Annotated in this window: 21 protein-coding genes; 8 read left to right on the forward strand and 13 right to left on the reverse strand. The window is 57.1% G+C overall.

The window, feature by feature from the left end; genetic code table 11:
• Positions 1–2: 2 nt before the first annotated feature.
• The 3 genes from artI to IEX01_RS03130 form a co-directional block, all read right to left on the reverse strand.
• Entirely contained in the window at positions 3–734 is a 732-nt protein-coding gene (artI, locus tag IEX01_RS03120) for an arginine ABC transporter substrate-binding protein ArtI (protein ID WP_188723249.1), read from the reverse strand.
• 20 nt (positions 735–754) lie between these two features.
• The gene (artP, locus tag IEX01_RS03125) at positions 755–1,483 is read right to left on the reverse strand and encodes an arginine ABC transporter ATP-binding protein ArtP (protein WP_188723250.1); all 729 of its coding nucleotides are present in this window, start codon (positions 1,481–1,483) and stop codon (positions 755–757) included.
• A 211-nt stretch (positions 1,484–1,694) separates the two neighbouring features.
• Positions 1,695–2,225, reverse strand: coding sequence for a lipoprotein (locus IEX01_RS03130; RefSeq protein ID WP_048888393.1), 531 nt, complete (start codon positions 2,223–2,225; stop codon positions 1,695–1,697).
• A gap of 127 nt (positions 2,226–2,352) precedes the next feature.
• Between IEX01_RS03130 and IEX01_RS03135 the strand changes: the two genes are divergently transcribed.
• Together IEX01_RS03135 and IEX01_RS03140 are read left to right on the forward strand one after the other, a co-directional pair.
• The gene (locus IEX01_RS03135) at positions 2,353–2,676 is read left to right on the forward strand and encodes a heavy metal-binding domain-containing protein (protein WP_024556049.1); all 324 of its coding nucleotides are present in this window, start codon (positions 2,353–2,355) and stop codon (positions 2,674–2,676) included.
• Positions 2,673–3,503, forward strand: coding sequence for an N-acetylmuramoyl-L-alanine amidase (locus tag IEX01_RS03140; protein ID WP_024561480.1), 831 nt, complete (start codon positions 2,673–2,675; stop codon positions 3,501–3,503). Before IEX01_RS03135 ends, IEX01_RS03140 begins: the two co-directional genes overlap by 4 nt.
• A 411-nt stretch (positions 3,504–3,914) precedes the next feature.
• Here the strand turns inward: IEX01_RS03140 and IEX01_RS03145 are convergent, their stop codons facing one another.
• The 4 genes from IEX01_RS03145 to poxB form a co-directional block, all read right to left on the reverse strand.
• Positions 3,915–4,931 carry a 3-beta-hydroxysteroid dehydrogenase gene (locus IEX01_RS03145; protein WP_048888395.1) on the reverse strand — a complete coding sequence of 339 codons (1,017 nt, stop codon included), beginning with the start codon at positions 4,929–4,931 and terminating at the stop codon, positions 3,915–3,917.
• A 93-nt stretch (positions 4,932–5,024) separates the two neighbouring features.
• Complete coding sequence (locus IEX01_RS03150; protein WP_188723251.1) at positions 5,025–6,470, reverse strand: DUF2867 domain-containing protein; 1,446 nt, start codon at positions 6,468–6,470, stop codon at positions 5,025–5,027.
• A 9-nt stretch (positions 6,471–6,479) separates the two neighbouring features.
• On the reverse strand, positions 6,480–7,481 hold the full coding sequence (gene ltaE / locus IEX01_RS03155) for a low-specificity L-threonine aldolase (protein ID WP_024556053.1): 1,002 nt from the start codon (positions 7,479–7,481) through the stop codon (positions 6,480–6,482).
• Positions 7,482–7,518: 37 nt separating this feature from the next.
• Positions 7,519–9,237 (reverse strand): ubiquinone-dependent pyruvate dehydrogenase, encoded by a 1,719-nt coding sequence (poxB, locus tag IEX01_RS03160; RefSeq protein ID WP_024561484.1) that lies wholly within the window; start codon positions 9,235–9,237, stop codon positions 7,519–7,521.
• A gap of 139 nt (positions 9,238–9,376) precedes the next feature.
• Between poxB and IEX01_RS03165 the strand changes: the two genes are divergently transcribed.
• Positions 9,377–9,808 carry a DoxX family protein gene (locus tag IEX01_RS03165; protein ID WP_188723252.1) on the forward strand — a complete coding sequence of 144 codons (432 nt, stop codon included), beginning with the start codon at positions 9,377–9,379 and terminating at the stop codon, positions 9,806–9,808.
• A 76-nt stretch (positions 9,809–9,884) separates the two neighbouring features.
• Here the strand turns inward: IEX01_RS03165 and hcr are convergent, their stop codons facing one another.
• From hcr to aqpZ, 3 genes are all read right to left on the reverse strand, one after another.
• Positions 9,885–10,853: an NADH oxidoreductase gene (gene hcr / locus IEX01_RS03170; protein WP_024556056.1), complete on the reverse strand. Its 969-nt coding sequence runs from the start codon at positions 10,851–10,853 to the stop codon at positions 9,885–9,887.
• Positions 10,854–10,865: 12 nt separating this feature from the next.
• Positions 10,866–12,518 carry a hydroxylamine reductase gene (hcp, locus tag IEX01_RS03175; protein ID WP_188723253.1) on the reverse strand — a complete coding sequence of 551 codons (1,653 nt, stop codon included), beginning with the start codon at positions 12,516–12,518 and terminating at the stop codon, positions 10,866–10,868.
• A gap of 189 nt (positions 12,519–12,707) precedes the next feature.
• Positions 12,708–13,403 (reverse strand): aquaporin Z, encoded by a 696-nt coding sequence (gene aqpZ, locus IEX01_RS03180; RefSeq protein WP_024556058.1) that lies wholly within the window; start codon positions 13,401–13,403, stop codon positions 12,708–12,710.
• Between the two features lie 372 nt (positions 13,404–13,775).
• On the opposite strand from aqpZ, the gene IEX01_RS03185 reads away from it, so the two are divergent.
• Complete coding sequence (locus tag IEX01_RS03185) at positions 13,776–15,434, forward strand: ATP-dependent endonuclease (RefSeq protein WP_024556059.1); 1,659 nt, start codon at positions 13,776–13,778, stop codon at positions 15,432–15,434.
• Here IEX01_RS03185 and IEX01_RS03190 read toward each other — a convergent pair.
• Positions 15,431–16,369 carry a VirK/YbjX family protein gene (locus tag IEX01_RS03190; protein ID WP_048888399.1) on the reverse strand — a complete coding sequence of 313 codons (939 nt, stop codon included), beginning with the start codon at positions 16,367–16,369 and terminating at the stop codon, positions 15,431–15,433. The genes IEX01_RS03185 and IEX01_RS03190 overlap by 4 nt on opposite strands.
• Positions 16,370–16,529: 160 nt before the next feature.
• Between IEX01_RS03190 and macA the strand changes: the two genes are divergently transcribed.
• On the forward strand, positions 16,530–17,645 hold the full coding sequence (macA, locus tag IEX01_RS03195) for a macrolide transporter subunit MacA (RefSeq protein WP_048888400.1): 1,116 nt from the start codon (positions 16,530–16,532) through the stop codon (positions 17,643–17,645).
• Positions 17,642–19,588 (forward strand): macrolide ABC transporter ATP-binding protein/permease MacB, encoded by a 1,947-nt coding sequence (macB, locus tag IEX01_RS03200; RefSeq protein ID WP_188723254.1) that lies wholly within the window; start codon positions 17,642–17,644, stop codon positions 19,586–19,588. The genes macA and macB overlap by 4 nt, the downstream gene beginning before the upstream one ends.
• A 64-nt stretch (positions 19,589–19,652) precedes the next feature.
• On the opposite strand, the gene cspD is transcribed toward macB, so the two are convergent.
• Complete coding sequence (gene cspD, locus IEX01_RS03205) at positions 19,653–19,874, reverse strand: cold shock-like protein CspD (protein WP_029592375.1); 222 nt, start codon at positions 19,872–19,874, stop codon at positions 19,653–19,655.
• Between the two features lie 326 nt (positions 19,875–20,200).
• Between cspD and clpS the strand changes: the two genes are divergently transcribed.
• Positions 20,201–20,521 (forward strand): ATP-dependent Clp protease adapter ClpS, encoded by a 321-nt coding sequence (clpS, locus tag IEX01_RS03210; protein ID WP_024556064.1) that lies wholly within the window; start codon positions 20,201–20,203, stop codon positions 20,519–20,521.
• Between the two features lie 28 nt (positions 20,522–20,549).
• A complete protein-coding gene (clpA, locus tag IEX01_RS03215; RefSeq protein ID WP_024556065.1) occupies positions 20,550–22,823 on the forward strand; it encodes an ATP-dependent Clp protease ATP-binding subunit ClpA in 2,274 nt (757 codons plus the stop codon).
• An 83-nt stretch (positions 22,824–22,906) separates the two neighbouring features.
• On the opposite strand, the gene infA is transcribed toward clpA, so the two are convergent.
• Positions 22,907–23,125, reverse strand: a complete 219-nt coding sequence (gene infA, locus IEX01_RS03220; RefSeq protein ID WP_001040187.1) for a translation initiation factor IF-1 — start codon at positions 23,123–23,125, stop codon at positions 22,907–22,909.
• Positions 23,126–23,249 lie beyond the last annotated feature (124 nt).

A 23,249-nucleotide genomic window follows, 5' to 3' on the forward strand; every position in this document is an offset into this window, starting at 1 on the left:
GATTACTTCTGGAACCATTTTTTGTAGATGGTGTCGTAGGTGCCGTCTTTCTTCACCTTTTCCAGCGCAGTATTGAATTTCTGCTGCAGGTCGGTGTTGCCCTGACGAACCGCGATGCCAAGACCGGTGCCGAAATAAGCTTTATCCGTCACTTTGTCGCCCACGGCGGCCAGTTTCGGGTTCGCTTTCAGCCATTCGGTAACGACGGCCGTGTCGCCAAACACCGCGTCGATACGACCGTTTTGCAAATCCAGCTTCGCGTTCTGGTAGCTGTCATACGGCACGGTAGTAATTTCCGGGTGTTTGTCGTTGATGTATTTCTGGTGAGTCGTGCCGTTCTGCACGCCCACGCGCTTGCCTTTCAGCTGTTCGAGGCTTGTAAATTTACCCTGCTGACCGATGAACAGCGCAGAGTTGTCATAATACGGGGTGGTGAACAGCACCTGCTTCTGGCGCTCCGGCGTAATATCCATCCCCGCCATCACCGCGTCGAAGCGTTTAAACTTCAGGCTTGGGATCAGGCTGTCGAATGCCTGGTTGGTGAAAGTGCAGGTGGCGTCAATCTCTTTGCAGAGCGCGTTTGCCAGATCCACGTCGAAACCGACGATTTTATTGCTGGCGTCCATCGACTCAAACGGAGGATAGGAAGCTTCGGTCGCGAAACGAATGGTCTGTGCTGCGGTGGCGGAAAGGCTGACGCTGGCAAGCAGCGCGGCAAGTAATACTTTTTTCATTGTCATTTTCCCGATCTGCATCAGTGAGATAAGTAATGTTTAAACGCATCGGTCTGCGGGTGGGTGAAGCAACTCGCATCCCCCTGTTCAATGATATGGCCATTTTCCATATAGACCACGCGGCTGGCGGTTTTGCGCGCCACTTCCACTTCGTGCGTCACAATCACCTGAGTAATGCCGGTTTGCGACAGCTCGCGAATAATACTGACGATTTGCGCGGTGATCTCCGGGTCCAGCGCCGCGGTAGGTTCGTCAAACAGTAAAACCTGCGGCTCCATCATCAGCGCGCGGGCAATGGCCACGCGTTGCTGCTGACCGCCGGAGAGGTGCAGAGGATAGCGATCAGCGTATGGCGTCAGGCGCAACCGCTCAAGCAGCTTGTCGGCACGCTTGCGCGCCTCGTCTTTGCTTAAGCCCAATACGCGGCAGGGCGCTTCGATGAGGTTCTGCAACACGGTGAGATGCGGCCAGAGGTTATATTGCTGGAAAACCATGCCCACATTCTGGCGCAGCTCGCGAATCGCTTTATCGCCAGGCGCTTTTGAGAAGTCGAACCGGTTGCCCGCAATGCTGAGTTGGCCGGAACGCGGCATCTCAAGCAGGTTGAGTACGCGCAGCAGCGAGCTTTTGCCCGCGCCGCTTGGACCAAGCAGCACCAGCGTTTCGCCCTGTGGACAATCGAGGGTGATATCAAACAGCGCCTGATGAGCGCCGTAATAACAATTAATGCCGTTTAGTTGAATACTCATGCGTAGCAGTTGAATAGCAATTGAGACCGCGAATAGTATCGCCAGCAGAATAGTTATGCAATATTTGTGCGTTAAAACTTAAAATCATCCAGATAACCGCTTTAAACTTAGCACAAAATAGCGGGGCGGGTAGGAGGCAAGGATAAATGTCGGCGTAACGGCGCTAAGCCAGACTATTTACTTGAACCTCTGTCCGCCTCCCGCAGGCCGTTTAACGATGCTCCAGCGACTGGCGCAGCGTGCCGGAGGGGGCATGGACGGCGCCGCCCAGGTAGCGAACATCATCTACCGCCCAGCACTGGCCTTCGCGGATCATCAGCACTTCATCCCGCCATTGCTGGCTCCCCTGGTTGAAAACCACGCGCAGCGGAATATTACGCGCATCGGTATTCGGGATGCGGGAAGCGCTGTCGACCTTCGCGGTTTGCGCGGCGTCGGTGCGGCTGGTGAAAGGGTCGCTGCGCAGGAAAGCATTTTGCGGTTGGTTCTCACGGCTTGCGCTCTGCAACTGTTCATAAAGCGAATCGCTTAAGTAAGGGCGCAGGGCGCTAAGATCGTTTAATCCCTGGCTGCGATGCGCGATGCGATAGTCGTAAAATTGCTGCGCGACGGCGTCAGGGCCGCCTTCCACACAGGGTCCGCTGCGCGAGCCAATATCCTTGAACGCCGGAGTGACGGGAGTGGTGCAGGCGCTGAGCATCAGAGCGCAAGGCAGCGCTAAAAACAGAGCGGAATGGCGCATTTTCATTTCCTTATTCTCGTAAGCAGGACTACGTTTCTTGTCACAGGACATTTTTAGCATAGCGTATCGTCGCCAGTTTGCGTCTGGTATTGTCTGCTAACGCATTGATAGCCAAAAGGAGAAACCCATGCAATTTTCCACCACCCCTACGCTTGAAGGACAGGTCATCGTTGAGTATTGCGGCGTGGTCACCGGGGAGGCGATCCTCGGCGCCAACATCTTTCGCGACTTTTTCGCTGGCATTCGCGATATCGTCGGCGGCCGCTCCGGCGCCTATGAAAAAGAGCTGCGCAAGGCGCGGGAAATCGCCTTTCGCGAACTGGGCGAGCAGGCGGCGGCCCTTGGCGCAGACGCAGTGGTCGGTATTGATATCGACTACGAAACCGTGGGCAAAGAGAGCAGCATGCTGATGGTGAGCGTCACCGGCACGGCGGTGAAAACCCGTCGATGAAGCGTTTTTGTTGGCCGCTTATTGTGGCGGCGCTGCTCGCAGGGTGTGCGGGCGAAAAGGGAATACTCGATCGCGGCGATTATCAAGTAGATGTCCGGCGGCAGGCGCAGGCGGCGTATCCGCGCGTAAAAGTGCTGGTTATTCACTATACGGCGGATGATTTCGACAGCTCGCTCGCCACGCTTACCGACCGCAACGTAAGCTCGCATTACCTTATTCCCGCCATTCCACCGGAAAAAGGCGGTAAGCCGGTTATCTGGCAACTGGTGCCGGAGCGGGATCTCGCCTGGCATGCGGGCATTAGCTACTGGCGAGGGGCGACGCGGATTAACGATACCTCTGTCGGCATCGAGCTTGAAAACCGCGGCTGGCGGAACGTGGCGGGGCAGAAACACTTCGCCCCTTTCAGCGCGCCGCAGATAGCGGTGCTGGCGAAACTCGCCCGCGATATTATCCAGCGCTACCAGATTAACCCCGCCAACGTGGTGGCGCACTCTGATGTCGCGCCGCAGCGTAAAGACGACCCGGGCCCGCTTTTCCCCTGGCGCCAGCTCGCCGCTCAGGGCATCGGCGCATGGCCGAATTCAGACCGCGTCGCTTTTTACCTGGCGGGCCGCGCGCCTTATGAGCCGGTGGACGAAGCCGAACTGCTGACGCTGCTCGACCGCTATGGCTACGAGGTGAAGCCGGAGCTGACTGACGCGCAGCGCAAGCGGGTGATTACCGCGTTCCAGATGCATTTTCGCCCGGCGCGGTACGATGGCCTGGCGGATGCCGAAACCGAAGCGATAGCGCAGGCGCTGCTGGAAAAATATGGGCAGGGGTGAGCGTTCTTGAAGGCGACGTTCGCCGCTGCGCTTATCCGCCTTACCTGTTAGCGGCAGATATTCGGGTGAGGGGAAGGGTTATGTACACCAGAGTGCAGGTTACTTATGTCCGCTTTCTTCACGCAAAGGTGTTAAGGGGGCCCGCCGCCCCCTTAACCAGCTCGGTTCATGCCGCTTAACCGCCCTATCCATGGGCCTCGCCTCTTTACGGATAATGGCGCCCGGCATTTTTGAACACCCGGTGCGTGCCATCCGCCCTGAAAAAGCGGAGGCGATTTAGAGGCCGGATGAACAACATTGCTGACTGGTTGAATAAGAAAGTTAGGGTGATGATGCGGCAAAGACAGAAATAAGCTTTGTATTTTGTCGGGTGGGTAAGCGCAGCACCCGCCAGGCGCTGCGCTGTATTGCTTATCCCCGGTGCAGCTTCCCGTGATCCCGCAGCCAGAAGGCGGTGCGTTCAATCCCTTCATCCAGCGACACCACCGGCTGATAGCCAAGCTCCGTTTCGGCGCGGCGGATATCCAGCGTAAAGTCAAAATTCAGCTTCGATACGCCGTAGTGGGTCAGCACCGGCTCTTTGGCCGCTTTGTTGCCCATGCGCTCCAGGCTTCGCGCAACCAAATCGAGCATCGGGTAGGGCACCGAGCGAATGCGGCAGCTTATCCCCAGCGCGTCGATAAGCTTTTGTACGATAACCCGCAGCGGGCGTGGTTCGCCGTTGGCGATGTTATAGGCCCGGCCGGAGGCGAGCGTATCGCATTCGCTGCTGCTGGCGAGCCACATCGCATGCACCGCGTTTTCATAGTAGGTCATGTCCACCAGCGCTTCGCCGCCGCGCGGCAGCAGTACGCTGCCATAATGGCGCATCATCTGCACCAGACGGGGAAAGAAAACAGTATCGTGCGGTCCGAACAGGCTTTGCGGACGCAAAATGGTGAAGCGCGTTTGCGGGTTGGCCTGCGCCAGCAGTTGAATCACCTCCTCGCTTGCCGCCTTGCTGCGAGCGAACTCGTTGGCATAGCGCGCCGGACGAAAATCTTCCTGAATGTCCAGGTGGTGGTGATAGTCAAAATAGAGCGCCGGAGAAGAAAGATGCACAAAGTTGCGCACGCCCCAGGCGACCGCCCACTCGCCCAGACGGCGGGTGGCGCGCACATTCGCGAGATCGAAAACCTCCTGGGTGCCCCAGGGCGCGGTAAAGCTGGAACAGTGCCACAGCGTGTCGATATCGGCCAGCATCACTTTGGCCTGCGAAGAGACCAGATCCGTCAGGTCAGCATGGACAAACTCCGCGCCCATTTTGGTCAGCAGCTTGCCCATCGCTTCGTTGTTGCCGGTAGCCCGAACGGTAAGGCCTTTACGACGTAAAAACTCGACCGCGTTTCGGCCTAAACCGCTGGTGGCGCCCGTGACCAGTACCTTCATGTCGACTCACTGTGCAGAAAAGATTGTGCCGCGCATTCTTCCGTTAAATCCGCCGCTATGCAATGGGATAAGCGTAAGAATCCACGTGCAGGCCTATGTTTCAGAAGTTATTCGTTCCGCTCGCCGCGCAATCTGCTGCGCCATGCCGCGAAAGATAAACAGGTGCGCCGGAAACATCGCCAGCCAGTAAAGCAGCCCGGCCATGCCGTGCGGATGCCACCAGGCGCGTACGTCGAGCGTGCGGTAGCTTCCCTTATCACGCAGCGTAAAAACCAGCCGCCCCAGCCCTGGCGCTTTCATCCCAAAAAGCAGCGTCAGCTGGGCCTGCGGCTCGGCCACCAGCACGCGCCAGCTGTCCACGGCGTCGCCGGTTTGCAGATAAGGGCGAGCAGGGCGGCCGCGAGGAAGCCGGTGGCCCGCAAGCAGGTCAAGCGCGCCCCGGATTCGCCAGAGAACATTAGCAAAGAAATAACCCTCCCGCCCGCCGATGCGGTTAACCACCTCCCATAACGCGCCGAGGCTTGCGCGGGTATGCACCGTATGACCCGCCTGTTTTGGATAATAACCGTAGTCAGCGCGCCAGCGGGCGCAAGCCAGCGGATCGTCGCCCCAGTCGTCGCGATTAGCCAGCTGCGTCTCTTTTTCGAGCGTGGCGCGCACGGCCTCGTCAAAGCTTATCAACCGCTGGGGGATGAGCTCACGCAGCGCCCGATCATCCGCCAGCAGGTCATGCTTTAACCCCTGGATTAGCGCCCGGGCGATGTAGGGCGGTACGGACGTGATAGCGTTCAAAAACCAGACGGAGATCCAGCTTGTCGGCAGCGGCAAAGGAATAAGCGGGCGGCGCTGTCCGCTTATCGCCATAAAGCGTTCAAACTGTTGCTGATAACTCAGTATCTCCGGCCCGGCGGCTTCGAAAACCCGATGGACGGCGGCGGGACGATGTAATAGTTCAAGCAGGTAATGGAGCAAATTCTCCAGCGCAATCGGCGTGGTGCGTGAACGCACCCAGCGCGGCGGCGTTAATACCGGCAGGTTGTGCACCATATCGCGCATCACTTCAAAAGCGGCTGAACCGGCGCCGACGATGATTCCGGCGCGCAGTTCTGTCACCGGGACGCCCGCGTCGCGCAGAATATCCGCCGTCATCTGACGGGCGCGAAGGTGATCGGAGGGCGTTTCGCCCGGCGGCGTTTGCAGCGAGCTGAGGTAGATTATCTGGCGCACCGGCGTTTCGCGTAGCGCGTCGCGCACGTTGAGCGCCGCCTGGCGTTCATGGGCGATAAACGCCTCGCCTTCGCCCATGCTGTGCACCAGGTAATAGAGCGTATCTACGCCAGCGAGCAGGGCGGGAAGCCCTTCCGGCCATTGTAGATCCAGCGTGTGGCAGACAACGCCCGGGAGAGCGAGTCTCTCCAGCGGTTCGATATGCCGGGCCGCAGCGCGCACCGGATAACCCGCCGCGCTCAGACGACGGGTGAGGTGCTGGCCGACATAGCCGCTGGCGCCCAGCACCAGCACAGGCTGCGGCTCGTGCATAGCGTTTCCTTAGCGGCTGAAAAAAGCCTGCCAGAGGCGGACCACTTCGCCGAGCTGGTCCCGGTTAATGTCCAGATGGGTTACGAGGCGGGTGACGGGCGCCGCGCTGATAAGCACGTCATGCGCCTTCATATACTCGCCCAGCTCCGCCACGCGCTCTTGCGGGACGCGCACGAAAAGCATGTTCGTATCCTGACGACGGACATCGGCGCCCGCTTCGCGCAGCGCGCCGGCAAGCCAGGCGGCGTTGTCATGGTCTTCTTTCAGGCGCGCCACGTTATGCTCCAGCGCATAGAGGCCTGCCGCCGCCAGAATGCCCGCCTGGCGCATGCCGCCGCCGGTCATTTTGCGCCAGCGGGTCGCGCGCTTGATGTAGTCGCGGTTGCCGAGCAATAGCGAGCCCACCGGCGCGCCGAGCCCTTTTGACAAACAGATAGTAAAAGTGTCGCAGTAGCGGGTCACTTCTTCCAGCGTGCAGCCGTAATCCACCACCGCGTTGAAAATACGCGCGCCATCGACGTGCAGCGCCAGGTTGCGCTCGCGGGTAAATTCCCATGCCTTCTGCAGGTAGTCGCGCGGCAGCACTTTGCCGTTGTGAGTATTTTCAAGGCTTAAAAGCCTCGTGCGGGCGAAGTGAATATCGTCCGGCTTGATTTTCATCGCCACTTTATCAAGCGGCAGCGTGCCGTCCGGATCGGCCTCAATAGGCTGCGGCTGGATGCTGCCGAGCACCGCCGCGCCGCCGGCTTCATACAGGTAATTATGGGCAAGCTGGCCGACGATATACTCTTCGCCGCGCTCGCAGTGGCTCAGCAACGCCACCAGATTGGCCTGGGTGCCAGTAGGCAGAAACAGCGCCGCCTCTTTTCCGCTTAAGCGTGCGGCATAATTCTGAAGTTCATTAACGGTAGGATCGTCGCCATAAACGTCGTCCCCGACCGGGGCGGCCAGCATGCGCTCCAGCATGGCGCGGCCCGGGCGGGTGACGGTATCGCTGCGTAAATCAATCACGGCATTTCCTTTTTCAGGGAAGGGAGATGCCTCTTTTTTACCGGAACCAGTTGGTTTTCGCCAGTTCGATAACTTCGTCGCCGCGACCGTTAATAATGGCGCGCAGCATATAAAGGCTGAAGCCTTTGGCCTGCTCCAGTTTGATCTGCGGCGGCATCGCCAGCTCCTCTTTCGCGACCACCACATCGACCAGAACGGGGCCGTCGATGGAAAAAGCGCGCTGCAAGGCTTCGTCCACTTCCGCCGCTTTCTCTACGCGAATGCCTGTTATGCCGCATGCCTCGGCGATGCGCGCAAAGTGGGTGCTGTGCAGTTCGGTGCCGTCCGTCAGGTAGCCGCCCGCCTTCATCTCCATCGCGACAAAGCCGAGCACGCTGTTATTGAAGACTACGATCTTCACCGGCAGATTGAGCTGCGCAAGGGTGAGGAAATCGCCCATCAGCATGCTGAAGCCGCCGTCGCCGCACATGGCGACCACCTGGCGGCCCGGCGCGGCGGCCTGGGCGCCGATAGACTGCGGCATGGCGTTGGCCATGGAGCCATGGTTAAACGAGCCGAGCAGGCGGCGTTTGCCGTTCATTTTCAGGTAGCGCGCTGCCCAGACGGTGGGCGTGCCGACATCGCAGGTAAAAATGGCGTCGTCCGCCGCGTAATGGCTTATCTGCTGCGCCAGATATTGCGGATGAATCGCTTTGTCGCCCGGCTTCGCCAGATCGTCAAGCCCTTCACGCGCCTTGCGGTAATCCTCCAGCGCTTTGTCGAGAAAACTGCGATCGGTTTTCTCTTCAAGCAACGGCAGCAGCGCCTGCAGCGTGGCTTTCACATCCCCCACCAGCGCCATGTCCACCTTACTGTGGGCGCCGATGCTGCCGGGGTTGATGTCTATCTGGATGATTTTCGCATCCGTGGGGTAGAAGGCGCGATAGGGGAACTGCGTGCCGAGCAGCACCAGCGTGTCGGCGTTCATCATGGTGTGAAAGCCGGATGAGAAGCCGATAAGCCCGGTCATGCCGACATCATAAGGGTTGTCATACTCCACATGCTCTTTACCACGCAGGGCGTGCACAATGGGCGCTTTGAGCGTTGCGGCGAACTGCACCAACTCTTCATGGGCGCCAGCGCAGCCGCTGCCGCACATCAGCGCGATATTGCTGGAATAGCGCAGCAGTTGCGCGAGCTTCTTAAGTTCAGCCTCTTGCGGCGTGATAACCGGCTGCGGCGCGCTGTACCAGTGGGTGCTCGCGCCTTCCGGCGCGGGGCGCAGCGCGATATCCCCCGGTAATACCACAACGGACACGCCCCGGTTGATAATTGCTTTGCGCATGGCGATAGCGAGCACCTGGGGGATCTGTTCCGGCGTGCTCACCAGTTCACAGTAATGGCTGCATTCACGGAATAGCTCCTGCGGGTGCGTCTCCTGGAAATAGCCGCTGCCGATTTCGCTGGAAGGAATATGGGCGGCGATAGCCAGCACCGGCACATGGTTGCGCTGGCAGTCGAACAGGCCGTTGATTAAATGCAGGTTGCCAGGGCCGCAGGAGCCAGCGCAAACCGCCAGCTCGCCCGTCAACTGCGCTTCGGCGCCAGCGGCGAAAGCCGCCACCTCTTCATGGCGCGTAGACATCCATTCGATAGTTTTCATGCGGTTAAGGCTGTCGCTTAAGCCGTTCAGCGAGTCGCCGGTCACCCCCCAGATGCGTTTTACACCTGCCTGTTCAAGCGTTTTTGCAATGTATGCAGCCACTGTCTGTTTCATCGTTACTCCCTGAAGTGAATGTGATACCGCCTGAAAGCTTAGTTCATTTCGCTGGCAACCCCGGATGAAAAGCCTTAATTTTGGTAAGGTTTAACCGTAGCGGTTAATAAAATAATGATGAATGAAATCAGGGGGAAACATGACTTCAGCACTCACGGCCTTTAACCGGGCCCTGGATAAGAACGATGCCGGAAAACTGCTGCTGCGCCTGGCGGTAGGCGGGTTAATGTTGTTTCACGGGCTGCATAAGTTGTTTGACGGAGTAGACGGCATACAGAGTTTGCTGACGGCGCACGGGCTACCGGAATTTATCGCTTATGGCACGCTGGCAGGCGAGGTGGCGGCCCCGCTGCTGATTGTGCTGGGAATTCTGACCCGCCCGGCGGCGTTGCTGGTGGCGTTCACCATGATTGTCGCCTGGCTGCTGGTGGGGTTTGATAAAACCTGGATGCTGGATAAAACCGGCGCCTGGGCGATAGAGAACATTGTCTATTTCTTTATCGGCGCGCTGGCGGTGGCCTGCCTGGGGGCAGGGCGGTATTCGCTGGCGGGGAATTCTGGCTGGCGGTAAAGAAAAGGCTCCGTAAGGAGCCTTTATTTTCTCATCGTTGCGGAGGCCGAGCGCCACTCGCCATAAGTGCTAAACCTCAGGCCAGCACCAGATCGCTCTCAGGGTGGCAGGAGCAGGCCAGCACATACCCTTCAGCCATTTCCGCCTCGGTCAGCGTCATCGTGCTCGTCACGCTGTACTCGCCGGAAAGCACCCGGGTTTTGCAGCAGCCGCAAACGCCGGCGCGGCAGGCGGCATTCACCGGCACCTTATTGCTTTCCATCGCTTCAAGCAGCGTCGTGCCGACCGGGCCGTAAAACTCGCGGGCAGGCGTAATTGTCGTGAACTTAAGCCCGCTGGCGGCGGCCTCGGCAACCGGCGTAAAGAACTTCTCTTTATAAAAGCGCGTGACGCCGAGCGCTTTCACTTCCTGCTCGATGAACGCCATATAGGGCGCCGGGCCGCAGGTCATCACCGTACGGGCAGCAAGATCCGGCACCTGCTGAAGTATTTCGCGGGTCAGCCGTCCTTCGGTAAAGCCGGGCACGCCTGCGCTTTCCGCAATCAGCGTGACCGGGTAATCCCGCCATTCTTCAGCGAAAATCACATCCTGCGGCGTACGCACGTTGTAAATCACCCGGACGTCAGCTTGCGGACGATATTTCGCCAGCCAGCGGCGCATCGACATAATCGGCGTTACGCCGCAGCCGCCCGCCAGCAGCAGAAAACGCTCGGTCGCTTTATCGGCGCAGATAAACTCCCCCTGCGCGTCAGAAAGCCACAGGTAATCGCCGCGCTTCACTTCCCGCGTCAGCCAGTTGGAGCCTTCGCCTTCATGAATGCGGCGCACCGTCAGCGTAATAAACGGGCTTACCCCAGGCGTGGACGATATCGTATAAGCGCGCAGCACGTCCGCACGGTTGCGAATGCTCACCAGCGCATACTGACCGGCCTGGTAAGGGTAAAAATCGTGGCACAGCAGCGACAGCGTCCAGACGTCGGGCGTCTCCTGGCGAATATGGTGCACCTGCATGCGCCAGGGGCATTGAGGAGTCGGCATCGTCATCGTATTTTCTCCTTACGCGCCCAGCAGCTCGCGCATATCCTGCTCTACGGTCGTGACCGAGCGCAGGCCAAACTTCTCATTCAGCACCGCCAGCAGGTCCGGCGTCAGGAAGCCTGGCGCGGTAGGTCCGGTGACGATATTCGTTACGCCAAGCGACAGCAGCGTCAGCAGAATAACGATGGCCTTTTGTTCAAACCAGGAGAGCACCAGCGAAAGCGGCAGGTCGTTCACGCCGCAGCCCAGTTTTTCCGCAAGCGTCACGGCGAGAATAATGGCTGAATAAGCATCGTTACACTGGCCTGCGTCCACCAGACGCGGCAGCCCTTCAATATCGCCGAAATCGAGCTTGTTAAAGCGGTACTTACCGCAGGCAAGCGTCAGGATAAGGCAATCCTGCGGCACGCTGGCGGCGAAGTCGGTAAAGTAGCTGCGTTCGCCGCGCGCACCGTCGCAGCCGCCAACGAGGAAGATGTGGCGCAGCTTTTCACGGCTTACCAGGTCAATCAGCGTGTCGGCGGCGCCGAGCAGCGTCTGACGGCCAAAACCAACGGTGATAAGGTGCTCAATTTCGCTGTAAGGGAAGCCCGCCATCTGCTGCGCCTGGGCAATCACCGGCGCGAAGTTGTCGCCTTCTAAATGGCTCACGCCCGGCCAGCCGACGATACTGCGGGTCCAGATACGGTCATCGTAGCTGCCGACTGTCGGGTCGATAATGCAGTTGGAAGTCATCACAATCGGGCCCGGGAAGCGGGCAAATTCTACCTGCTGGTTCTGCCAGCCGCTGCCGTAGTTGCCGACCAGGTGCTTAAACTTGCGCAGTTCCGGATAGCCATGCGCAGGCAGCATTTCGCCGTGCGTGTAAACATTAACGCCGGTGCCTTCGGTCTGCTCCAGCAGATTATAAAGATCTTGCAGATCGTGCCCGGAGATCAGAATACATTTGCCCGCGACCGCTTTCACGTTCACCTGCGTCGGGGTCGGGTGACCATATTTGCCGGTTTCGCCCGCGTCCAGGATGCTCATCACTTTAAAGTTCATCTGGCCGATTTCCATCGCGCATTCCAGCAGCGCGTTCATCTCCGCAGGCCAGGTGCCAAGCCACGCCATGATTTTGTGGTACTGGCCGTAGATGTCGTTGTCGTACTGGCCGAGCACATGCGCGTGTTCCATATAGGCCGCCGCGCCTTTCAGACCGTAGAGGCAGAGCAGGCGCAGGCCGAGAATGTTTTCGCCAATGACCGCTTTATCGATGTTTGGCGCGAATGCCGCCGCCTGGCGCTGAAGCTCGCCCAGATCGTCGCTGATAAGCTGGACTTCCGCCATCGGGTTCGCCACCCGGGCGCTGGCGTCCAGTTCCAGACACTGTTGTTTCAGCGCTTCGCGCAGGGCGATCGCTTCGCGAGCATAGCCGACGATACGCGGCGAATCGAAGTTAACGTTGGTCAGGGTAGAGAAGAAAGCACGCGGCGCGAAGCTGTCCACGTGATGATCGATGAGGCCAAGCTCCCGCGCTTTTACCGCCCACGCCGACAGCCCCTGCAGGGCGGCGATAAGCAGATCCTGTAAGTCGGAAGTCTGGGCGGTTTTCCCACAGACGCCCTGCGCATAAGCGCAGCCGTTGCCTGCCGGAGTACGTATGGTTTGTTCACATTGCACGCAAAACATGGTTCACACCTTAAAGTTATATTTAATATGCATGTTTAAGGTTAGGCGTGTCGTAACAGGGAGAAAAGCGCTTTCTGAGGCAACTTGCAGGGAGATTGATTTAGCGCAATTTTGGCGGTAGAAGGCTACCGCCAAAGAGGTAGCAGGAAAAAAACGTAACAGGCCCGAAGGCTTTCAGGCCTAAAAAGATTAACTGCGTTTTTCCAGCAGCGTGCGATAGATAAAACCGCCAAGTACGCCGCCGATAATCGGCATCAACCAGAATAACCAAAGCTGCTGCAATGCCCAGTCGCCCTGGAAAATCGCCACAGCGGTGCTGCGAGCCGGGTTCACGGAAGTATTGGTCACCGGAATGCTGATGAGATGAATTAATGTCAGCGCCAGGCCAATCGCGATGGGAGCAAAACCCGCCGCGGCGTTTTTATCCGTTGCGCCGTGAATAATTAACAGGAAGAAGCAGGTGAGGATAATTTCGATTAATGCGGCGGAGAGCAGGGAATAGCCGTCCGGCGAATGTTCGCCGTACCCGTTAGAGGCGAAGCCGCTGGCCGCCGCATCAAATCCCATATTGCCGCTGGCGATAGCATAAAGCGCCGCCGCGGCGACGATACCGCCGATAACCTGCGCCACGATATAACTTACGATATCTTTTGCGGGAAAACGTCCGCCAGCCCACAGGCCCAGCGTAACGGCCGGGTTAAAATGACCGCCGGAAATATGGCCCACGGCATAAGCCATAGTAAGAACGGTTAAACCGAACGCCAGCGAGACGCCGACGAAACCAATTCCCAGTTCAGGGAAGCCTGCCGCCAGCACCGCGCTGCCGCAACCCCCAAAGACCAGCCAGAAGGTACCGAAAAATTCGGCCGCTAATTTTTTATGCATAATTCCCTCTATGTAAATGGATAGCTAACTTTATATATGGCGAAAAGATTCCTGTTCGTGCGAGCAGGACTTTAAAAAGCGCGTCATTCTAGAAATATTTATCACGAGAAACCAGATGCGCTTTTTTTAATAAATTACTTTAAGAAAAAGACATTATTTACTTTGCTTAATTTAAAGCCGGGTCTGTGTAAATATCACCATTATTTAATTTTAAGGTCGGAAAACATTGCTGGTTCTCGCTACACGATTTTTCATTAGAATTCTTTTTTTGCGGTGCGTTTCGCAAGCGTGGAAACCGCCGGTGTGTTCGCCCTCGGGATAGCCGCTATACTGCCGGTAGCGTGACGGAAGAAAAAAGAACCTGGAGGGGCTATGTTTCTTGAGCGGGTAGAAATCGTCGGTTTTCGTGGTATTAACCGGCTTTCATTGATGCTTGAACACAATAATGTGCTGATCGGTGAAAATGCCTGGGGGAAATCGAGCCTGCTTGACGCATTAACCCTTATTCTTTCGCCCGAACCCTCTCTTTATTCTTTTACCCGCCATGACTTCTGGTTTCCGCCCGGCGACATCAACGGCCGCGAACGCCATCTGCATATTATCCTGACCTTCCGCGAAAGCGCGCCAGGGCATTACCAGGGGCGACGCTACAGGCCGCTGAATGCCGTCTGGGTGAAAAGCGACGACGGTTACCAGCGTATTTTCTACCGCCTGGAAGGCGGGCTTACCGAAGAAGGCTCCGTCATTACGCTGCGCAGTTTCCTGAATGAGCAGGGACAGGAGCTGGGGCTTGAGAATATTGATGAGCTGGCGCATCGGCTGACGCTGTTAAACCCAGTGCTGCGGCTGCGCGACGCCCGCTTTATGCGCCGTATTCATGACAATGGCATCCCTTCGCAGCCTGAAGTGGAAGCCACCGCAAGGCAGCTTGATTTTATGGCCCGGGAGCTTGTCGCCCATCCGCAAAACCTGACCGATTCGCAACTGCGGCAGGGACTTTCGGCTATGGTGCAACTGTTGGAGCACTATTTTTCCGAGCAGAGCAGCGTGCAGGCGCGTCAGCGGCTGATGCGCCGCCGTTCTCATGATGAACAGCGCAGCTGGCGTTATCTGGATCTTATCAACCGCATGATTGACCGTCCCGGGACGCGCTCTTACAGAATCATCCTGCTCGGGCTGTTTTCAACGCTGTTGCAGGCCAAGGGCAGCGCGGCGCTCGACCGTGACGCCCGCCCGCTGCTGCTGGTGGAAGACCCCGAGACGCGGCTGCACCCGATTATGCTCTCCGTCGCCTGGAATTTGCTGAATTTGCTGCCGCTGCAGAAGGTGACCACGACTAATTCCGGTGAACTGCTTTCGCTTACTCCTGTTGAGCAAGTTTGCCGTCTGGTGCGCGACGGCGGTAAGGTTGTCGCCTGGCGGTTAGGGCCGTCTGGTATGAATGCGGAAGATAGCCGCCGCATCGCGTTTCATATTCGTTTCAATCGGCCTTCCTCGCTGTTCGCCCGCTGTTGGCTACTGGTGGAAGGGGAAACGGAAGTCTGGGTGATGAACGAACTGGCGCGCCAGTGTGGTCACCATTTCGATGCCGAAGGGATAAAAGTGATTGAATTCGCGCAGTCGGGCTTAAAACCGCTGGTCAAATTCGCAAGGCGCATGGGCATTGAATGGCACGTGCTGGTGGATGGCGACGAAGCGGGTAAGAAATACGCCGCCACGGTCCGAAGCTTAGTGAATAACGATGCCGCTGAGGAGCGGGAACATTTAACCGCATTGCCTGCGCTGGATATGGAACATTTCATGTACCGCGAAGGGTTTGCCGATGTTTATCACCGCATCGCGCAAATACCCGAGAATATCCACATCAAACCCCGGCGTGTGATTGTGAAAGCCATCCATCGCGCCTCTAAGCCCGATCTGGCGATAGAGGTCGCGATGGAGGCGGGAAAACGCGGGGTGGAATCCATTCCGCCCTTGCTGCGCAAGATGTTCTCGCGCGTCATCTGGCTGGCCCGCGGCCGGGCTGATTAAGCCTGGAGCTGCATTTCCAGGCTGTCGAGCAGCTCATAGCGGCGGCGATACTCGGCGCGTTTCTTACTCGCTATCTCTTCCATGGGCTTGCGAGGGATCTGGCCGGGCAGTTTAAAAAAGCCTCCGCTCTCTTGCTGCGCGCCCAGTGAAAGCCAGAAGCTGTCGTAATCGGCGTGCAGCTTCTCTTTTTTCTTTTTCTCATAGCGCCAGCTGCGGTAAATATGCGTGCTGTTGCCTACCGCGAGTATTTGCTCGACATGCCATTTTTGCGCCAGCTGACAAACGCTCTCCAGCAGCAGACGTTTAGGAAAGAGTCCATGACAGGCCTTGGTCGCCTGCTGGATAGCGTCGTGCTCTACCCAGGCTTTAGCGCCCTGCAATCCGCCGATAAACAGCGTAGTTTTATTGTTCAGCGAGCAAAGGGTGAAGGTGAGCTCAGCAAGCGTCACGCCTTGCTCATCACGAAACAGCAGTGTGGCTTCACCTTCTTTATCAAGATCCGCGACTGCGCTCAGGTGAATGCGGTAACGCGCCTCATTCTTAGCGGTCAGGGTTGCCAGCAAGGCGCCTGAGCGCGAGAGGTACGCCGCGAAGCAGGCAGGCGTTAGCAGCGTGGCAATGGTTTCATAATGGAAGGTAATCGCCTGCAACGCGGCGCGACGGGAAAACGCGGGCGTTATATATGGCCGGTGCAGGCGGCAGGGCAATCCCGGCTGCGCGCATAGCAGCGTTTCGAGCATCGGCTGGCGCGCCAGCCTGTTCAGCAGTTGCCAGGTTCGAAATGGCGTAGCAAGCGAACGTGCCGTAAACTTCCGGCGATAATGCGGGTTTTCCCAGGCGCGGCCTGGCGCCCAGCGACCGCGAGCAAGCTGCAGGAAAAGTTGCCAGGCGCTGCGCGGCCGGGCTTGTGCGGTAAATTCAGCGAGAGTGGACATAATAAAGGCCCCTGAGTGACATAGCCCTTATTTCACCGCCCCCTCCTTCAACGTAATGTCAATGCGTCAGCGACCTGATTAAGCAGGTAGGGTTTCGTTGAGATTCTGTTTAAAATTAAGCGGCAAAGTGAGATAGCCCGTTCAGATAATCAGGACCATTATGAAAATTAAGGGAAAAATTAAAAAACGCTATCTGTTGCTGGCGCTGGCGGTGCTGATTGCAGGCATCTGGCTCTGGCGAGCGCTTAATGCGCCGCTGCCGCAGTACCAGACCATGATTGTGCGCAAAGGCGACCTGGCGCAAAGCGTGCTCGCCACCGGTAAGCTCGACGCTCTGCGAAAAGTGGATGTGGGCGCGCAGGTCAGCGGGCAGCTAAAAACGCTGTCGGTCAGCATTGGCGATAAAGTAAAGAAAGATCAGCTGCTGGGCGTTATCGATCCTGAGCAGGCGGAAAACCAGATCAAAGAGGTGGAAGCCACGCTGATGGAGCTGCGCGCGCAGCGTCGCCAGGCGGCGGCGGAGCTGAAGCTTGCTGAAGTCACGCTCGCCCGCCAGCGCCAACTGGCGCAGACACAGGCGATTTCACGCCAGGATTTAGATACTGCGGCAACCGAGCTGGCGGTAAAAGAGGCGCAGGTCGGCACCATCGATGCGCAGATTAAGCGTAACCAGGCCTCGCTGGATACCGCGAAAACCAATCTCGACTATACGCGCATTACGGCTCCCATCACGGGCGAAGTGACGCAGATAACCACCCTGCAGGGACAAACGGTCATCGCGGCGCAACAGGCGCCGAATATTCTTACTCTTGCCGATCTCAGCACCATGTTGGTCAAGGCGCAGGTTTCAGAAGCGGATGTTATTCATCTCAAACCCGGTCAGAAAGCCTGGTTTACGGTACTGGGCGACCCGCTGACGCGATATGAGGGTACGCTGAAAGACATTCTGCCGACCCCGGAGAAAATTAACGACGCTATTTTCTATTACGCTCGCTTTGAAGTGCCGAACCCGCAGGGCGTGCTGCGCCTGGAGATGACCGCGCAGGTGCATATTCAACTGAGCGGCGTGAAAAATGTTCTGACCATTCCGCTGGCCGCGCTGGGCGACCCGGTGGGCGATAACCGCTATAAAGTGACGCTGTTGCGTAACGGCGAAACCCGCGAGCGTGAAGTCACCCTCGGCGCGCGCAACGATACGCAGGTCGAAGTGGTGAAGGGGCTTGAGGAGGGCGATGAGGTTGTTATCGGACGCGCCGCCGAAGGGAGCGCGCCATGAGCGCGTTGCTTGAGCTAAAAGCGATCCGCCGCAGCTATCCCTCCGGGGAAGAACAGGTCGAAGTGCTAAAGGGGATCTCGCTTTCCATTGAAGCCGGCGAGATGGTGGCGATTGTCGGCGCTTCCGGCTCTGGCAAGTCGACACTAATGAATATTCTCGGCTGCCTTGATAACCCGACCAGCGGCAGCTACCGGGTTGCAGGCGTTGATGTCTCGACGTTAAGCAGCGATGAACTGGCGCGGCTGCGGCGCGAGCACTTTGGTTTTATCTTTCAACGCTACCATTTGCTTTCGCATCTGACGGCGACGCAAAACGTAGAGGTGCCCGCCATTTACGCCGGGCTTGGTCGTAAGCTGCGTCAGCAGCGCGCTCGCGAACTGCTTGCCCGGCTGGGGCTGGCTGAGCGCGTCGACTATCAGCCTTCGCAGCTTTCCGGCGGTCAGCAGCAGCGCGTCAGTATCGCCCGCGCGCTGATGAACGGCGGTCAGGTTATTCTGGCGGATGAACCCACTGGCGCGCTCGACAGCCACTCCGGCGAAGAGGTGATGGCAACGCTCAAGCAACTGCGCGATCGCGGTCATACGGTGATTATCGTTACCCACGATCCGACCGTGGCGGCGCAGGCGGAACGCGTCATTGAAATTCGCGACGGGGAGATTATCAGTAATCCTTCGCCTCGCAAGCCTGAGGCGCGAGCGAAGGCGCTGAATGAAGCGTCGCGGTCATCCGGCGCATGGCAGCAGTTTGTCAGCAGCTTTCGCGAGGCCCTGACCATGGCCTGGCTTGCGATGGCGGCTAATAAGATGCGCACGCTGCTTACCATGCTCGGCATTATCATCGGCATCGCTTCGGTGGTTTCCATTGTGGTGGTGGGCGATGCGGCGAAACAGCTGGTGCTGCAGGATATCCGTTCGATAGGAACGAACACGATTGATATCTACCCTGGAAAAGATTTTGGCGACGACGATCCGCAGTATCAGCAGGCGCTGAAATATGACGATTTGACGGCCATAGCGAAGCAGCCCTGGGTGCGCTCCGCGACGCCTGCGCTTTCGCAAAACGTGCGTCTGCGCTATGGCAATGTGGATGTGGCCGCCAGCGCCAACGGCGTGAGCGGGCAGTATTTCAACGTCTATGGAATGACCTTCAGCGAAGGCAATACCTTTAATGAGGAACAATTAAAAGGGCGCGCCCAGGTCGTGGTGCTGGACCAGAACGCCCGCCGCCAGCTGTTCCCCAATAAAGCGAGCGTGACAGGAGAAATCGTCCTGGTCGGCAATATGCCTGCGACGGTCATTGGCGTCGCCGAAGAGAAGCAATCGATGTTCGGCAGCAGCAAAATCCTGCGCGCCTGGCTGCCTTATGACACCATGGCCGGGCGGATGATGGGGCAATCGTGGCTTAACTCCATTACGGTGCGCGTCAATGAAGGTTATGACAGTGCGCAAGCGGAGCAGCAATTAACCCGCTTGTTAACGTTACGCCACGGCAAGAAAGATTTTTTCACTATGAATATGGATGGCCTGTTGAAAACGGCGGAAAAGACCACACGTACTCTTCAGCTCTTCCTGACTCTGGTGGCGGTCATCTCTTTGCTGGTAGGCGGTATTGGGGTGATGAATATCATGCTGGTATCAGTGACCGAGCGTACGCGGGAAATCGGTATTCGTATGGCGGTAGGCGCCAGAGCGGGCGATGTATTGCAGCAATTCTTGATAGAAGCGGTGCTGGTCTGCCTCGTTGGCGGCGCGCTCGGCATTACGCTCTCGCTGCTGATAGCCTTCCTGCTTCAGATCTTCCTGCCAGGTTGGGAAATCGGTTTTTCGCCGTTGGCGCTGGCGACTGCGTTTCTTTGCTCTACGGCGACAGGCGTGATATTCGGTTGGCTGCCGGCGCGCAACGCCGCCCGGCTTAACCCTGTCGACGCGCTGGCGCGTGAGTGAAGAAAAATGCCAGTCATCTGGACTGGCATTTTAAGTGCGGGATGTACACAATGAAACAGAAGAGTTACGCAACCGATTCTGCTTCGTAGGGCACGATGACACTGGCATGGTTGCCTTTTGGGCCCTGATGTACATCAAACCTGACCATTTGTCCGGCTTTTAGCGTTCTGTAACCATCCATTTGAATGGTGGAGTAGTGCGCGAAGATATCTTCGCCGCCGCCTTCAGGACAGATGAAACCAAAGCCTTTGGCGTTATTGAACCATTTAACAGTACCCGTCTCCATGCTTCGACATCCTTCATAAGTCTTATTGAGTAAGATGGAATGAACCGGTGGGTAAGGGCGGGCTGTTCAAAACCTCGCCAACTCACGCTTGTACAATTTAGATAAATCAAGCTTTGCGTCAAGCGTACACAGGGGTGAGTCGGGCAAAAATGAATCAAAAATTTGAAGCAGTTAACGCTATTTTCGTTAATGTGACAGAGCTCGCGAATGGCAGTGATAGGGGATTGTTATCGGGCTGCTAAGGTAGATTCAGGGTGCGTATTCACTCAACCAGAACCGTCAGGCGATGCCTGGCAAAACCGTTAACCACATCATGACGACTGGCAATGGGTAAAGCGAAAGGTTGGTTAGATTTTGACCAGTTGGCGGAAGATGAATTGCGCGAAGCGCTAAAACCGCCATCTATGTATAAAGTTATATTAATGAACGATGATTACACGCCGATGGAATTTGTTATTGACGTGCTACAAAAGTTCTTTTCTTATGATGTAGAACGTGCAACGCAACTGATGCTGACAGTTCACTATCAGGGAAAAGCCATCTGCGGCGTTTTCACCGCAGAGGTCGCGGAGACGAAAGTGGCCATGGTGAACGAATACGCGAGGGAAAACGAGCATCCGTTGTTGTGTACGCTGGAAAAAGCCTGAATAAGGCAGACAATTGAGGGGGGTGCCTATGCTCAACCAAGAACTGGAACTCAGTTTAAATATGGCTTTCGCCAGAGCGCGCGAGCACCGACATGAGTTTATGACCGTCGAGCATCTGTTACTGGCTTTGCTCAGTAACCCATCGGCTCGCGAGGCGCTGGAAGCGTGCTCGGTGGATCTGGTGGCGCTTCGTCAGGAACTTGAGGCCTTCATCGAACAAACCACACCCGTACTGCCCGTCAGTGAAGAAGAGCGCGATACGCAACCGACGCTTAGCTTCCAGCGCGTGCTGCAGCGCGCGGTGTTCCATGTCCAGTCTTCCGGTCGCAGCGAAGTGACGGGAGCAAACGTCTTAGTGGCGATTTTCAGCGAGCAGGAGTCCCAGGCGGCTTACCTGTTGCGTAAGCACGAAGTGAGCCGGCTGGACGTGGTGAATTTTATCTCCCACGGCACCCGTAAGGACGAACCTAACCCGTCGTCCGATCACACTAATCCAGTTAGCGAAGAGCAAGCAGGCGGGGAGGAGCGTATGGAAAACTTCACCACCAATCTTAACCAGCTTGCTCGCGTCGGCGGCATTGACCCGCTGATTGGGCGTGATAAAGAGCTGGAGCGGACCATTCAGGTGCTCTGCCGTCGCCGTAAAAATAACCCGCTGCTTGTGGGCGAGTCGGGCGTAGGTAAAACCGCTATTGCTGAAGGGCTTGCCTGGCGCATCGTACAAGGTGACGTGCCGGAAGTGATGGCTGACTGCACCATCTACGCGCTGGATATCGGCTCGCTGCTGGCGGGAACGAAATATCGCGGCGATTTTGAAAAACGCTTTAAGGCGCTGCTTAAACAGCTGGAACAGGATAGCAACAGCATTCTGTTTATTGACGAGATCCACACCATCATCGGCGCGGGCGCCGCGTCCGGCGGGCAAGTGGATGCCGCCAACCTGATTAAGCCGTTGCTCTCAAGCGGTAAAATTCGCGTGATGGGTTCCACTACCTATCAGGAGTTCAGCAACATTTTCGAAAAAGACCGCGCCCTGGCGCGTCGCTTCCAGAAAATTGACATTACTGAACCAAGCGTGGATGAAACGGTACAGATAATTAATGGCCTGAAGCCGAAGTATGAAGCGCACCATGACGTACGTTACACCGCTAAAGCGGTACGTGCAGCGGTGGAGCTGGCGGTGAAATATATCAACGATCGCCATCTGCCTGACAAGGCGATTGACGTTATTGATGAAGCGGGCGCGCGCGCGCGTCTGATGCCAGTCAGCAAACGTAAGAAAACCATCAACGTGGCGGACATCGAATCAGTCGTCGCACGTATTGCCCGAATCCCTGAAAAAAGCGTTTCGGCAAGCGACCGCGATACGCTCAAGAGCCTGGGCGATCGCCTGAAAATGCTGGTGTTTGGTCAGGATAAAGCCATCGAGGCGTTAACCGAAGCCATTAAGATGAGCCGCGCAGGGCTGGGACACGATCGTAAACCCGTTGGTTCATTCCTCTTCGCCGGTCCGACCGGGGTTGGGAAAACCGAGGTGACGGTGCAGCTTTCTAAAGCCCTGGGCATTGAACTGCTGCGCTTTGATATGTCCGAGTATATGGAGCGTCATACGGTGAGCCGTCTGATCGGCGCGCCTCCGGGTTACGTTGGTTTTGATCAGGGCGGGCTGTTGACCGATGCGGTAATCAAACATCCGCACGCGGTACTGCTGCTTGATGAGATTGAAAAAGCGCATCCGGATGTCTTTAACCTGCTGCTGCAGGTCATGGACAATGGCACGCTGACCGACAATAACGGCCGCAAAGCGGACTTCCGCAACGTTATTCTGGTGATGACAACTAACGCCGGCGTGCGTGAAACCGAGCGTAAATCGATTGGTCTTATCCATCAGGATAACAGCACCGATGCGATGGAAGAGATCAAGAAAGTGTTTACGCCGGAGTTCCGCAACCGTCTGGACAACATCATCTGGTTCAACCATCTCTCAACCGAGGTGATTCATCAGGTGGTCGACAAGTTTATTGTCGAACTCCAGGCGCAGCTGGACCAGAAAGGCGTGTCGCTTGAGGTGAGTCAGGAAGCGCGCGACTGGCTGGCGGATAAAGGCTATGACCGTGCGATGGGCGCGCGCCCAATGTCTCGCGTCATCCAGGACAACCTGAAGAAACCGCTGGCGAACGAGTTGTTGTTCGGTACGTTGGTGGATGGCGGCCAGGTGATTGTGGCGCTGGATAAAGAGAAAGACCAGTTAACCTACAATTTCCATGGCGCGCAGAAACACAAGCCGGAAACGGCGCACTGATAGCGCAAGCTGATAAAAAAGGCCGGGATTATCCCGGCCTTTTTGTTTTCTGGCGTCACCGCCGCAGCGGCGCGCGGAAATGCTTAGCGACTACGGAAGACAATGCGGCCTTTGCTCAGGTCGTACGGGGTCAGTTCAACAGTCACTTTGTCGCCCGTCAGAATGCGGATGTAGTTTTTGCGCATTTTACCGGAGATATGGGCCGTTACCACATGACCGTTTTCCAGCTCAACGCGGAACATGGTGTTCGGTAACGTTTCCAGAACGGTACCCTGCATTTCAATATTGTCTTCTTTGGCCATCTAATCCTCTGGGGTATCACTACCGTAGTTTTGAACCGGCAAGATAATGCCGAAGTTCACCTGTTAAGTAAAGATTTTGCGGGCAAATTCACCGCAAGGTTAATTCTGTATGTGTTGCGCGAAG

Source organism: Franconibacter daqui, assembly GCF_014644275.1.
In the GTDB taxonomy this organism is placed as follows: domain Bacteria; phylum Pseudomonadota; class Gammaproteobacteria; order Enterobacterales; family Enterobacteriaceae; genus Franconibacter; species Franconibacter pulveris.

Coding starts and splice junctions, on each gene's coding strand:
- IEX01_RS03190 (WP_048888399.1), bottom strand. CDS start 16,369: ATGTCCACTCTCGCTGAATTTACCGCACAAGCCCGGCCGCGCAGCGCC.
- aqpZ (WP_024556058.1), bottom strand. CDS start 13,403: ATGCATAAAAAATTAGCGGCCGAATTTTTCGGTACCTTCTGGCTGGTC.
- hcp (WP_188723253.1), bottom strand. CDS start 12,518: ATGTTTTGCGTGCAATGTGAACAAACCATACGTACTCCGGCAGGCAAC.
- hcr (WP_024556056.1), bottom strand. CDS start 10,853: ATGACGATGCCGACTCCTCAATGCCCCTGGCGCATGCAGGTGCACCAT.
- IEX01_RS03140 (WP_024561480.1), top strand. CDS start 2,673: ATGAAGCGTTTTTGTTGGCCGCTTATTGTGGCGGCGCTGCTCGCAGGG.
- IEX01_RS03185 (WP_024556059.1), top strand. CDS start 13,776: ATGTTTCTTGAGCGGGTAGAAATCGTCGGTTTTCGTGGTATTAACCGG.
- macB (WP_188723254.1), top strand. CDS start 17,642: ATGAGCGCGTTGCTTGAGCTAAAAGCGATCCGCCGCAGCTATCCCTCC.
- clpA (WP_024556065.1), top strand. CDS start 20,550: ATGCTCAACCAAGAACTGGAACTCAGTTTAAATATGGCTTTCGCCAGA.
- IEX01_RS03130 (WP_048888393.1), bottom strand. CDS start 2,225: ATGCGCCATTCCGCTCTGTTTTTAGCGCTGCCTTGCGCTCTGATGCTC.
- clpS (WP_024556064.1), top strand. CDS start 20,201: ATGGGTAAAGCGAAAGGTTGGTTAGATTTTGACCAGTTGGCGGAAGAT.
- IEX01_RS03165 (WP_188723252.1), top strand. CDS start 9,377: ATGACTTCAGCACTCACGGCCTTTAACCGGGCCCTGGATAAGAACGAT.
- IEX01_RS03150 (WP_188723251.1), bottom strand. CDS start 6,470: ATGCACGAGCCGCAGCCTGTGCTGGTGCTGGGCGCCAGCGGCTATGTC.
- artP (WP_188723250.1), bottom strand. CDS start 1,483: ATGAGTATTCAACTAAACGGCATTAATTGTTATTACGGCGCTCATCAG.
- macA (WP_048888400.1), top strand. CDS start 16,530: ATGAAAATTAAGGGAAAAATTAAAAAACGCTATCTGTTGCTGGCGCTG.
- cspD (WP_029592375.1), bottom strand. CDS start 19,874: ATGGAGACGGGTACTGTTAAATGGTTCAATAACGCCAAAGGCTTTGGT.
- IEX01_RS03135 (WP_024556049.1), top strand. CDS start 2,353: ATGCAATTTTCCACCACCCCTACGCTTGAAGGACAGGTCATCGTTGAG.
- IEX01_RS03145 (WP_048888395.1), bottom strand. CDS start 4,931: ATGAAGGTACTGGTCACGGGCGCCACCAGCGGTTTAGGCCGAAACGCG.
- infA (WP_001040187.1), bottom strand. CDS start 23,125: ATGGCCAAAGAAGACAATATTGAAATGCAGGGTACCGTTCTGGAAACG.
- poxB (WP_024561484.1), bottom strand. CDS start 9,237: ATGAAACAGACAGTGGCTGCATACATTGCAAAAACGCTTGAACAGGCA.
- artI (WP_188723249.1), bottom strand. CDS start 734: ATGAAAAAAGTATTACTTGCCGCGCTGCTTGCCAGCGTCAGCCTTTCC.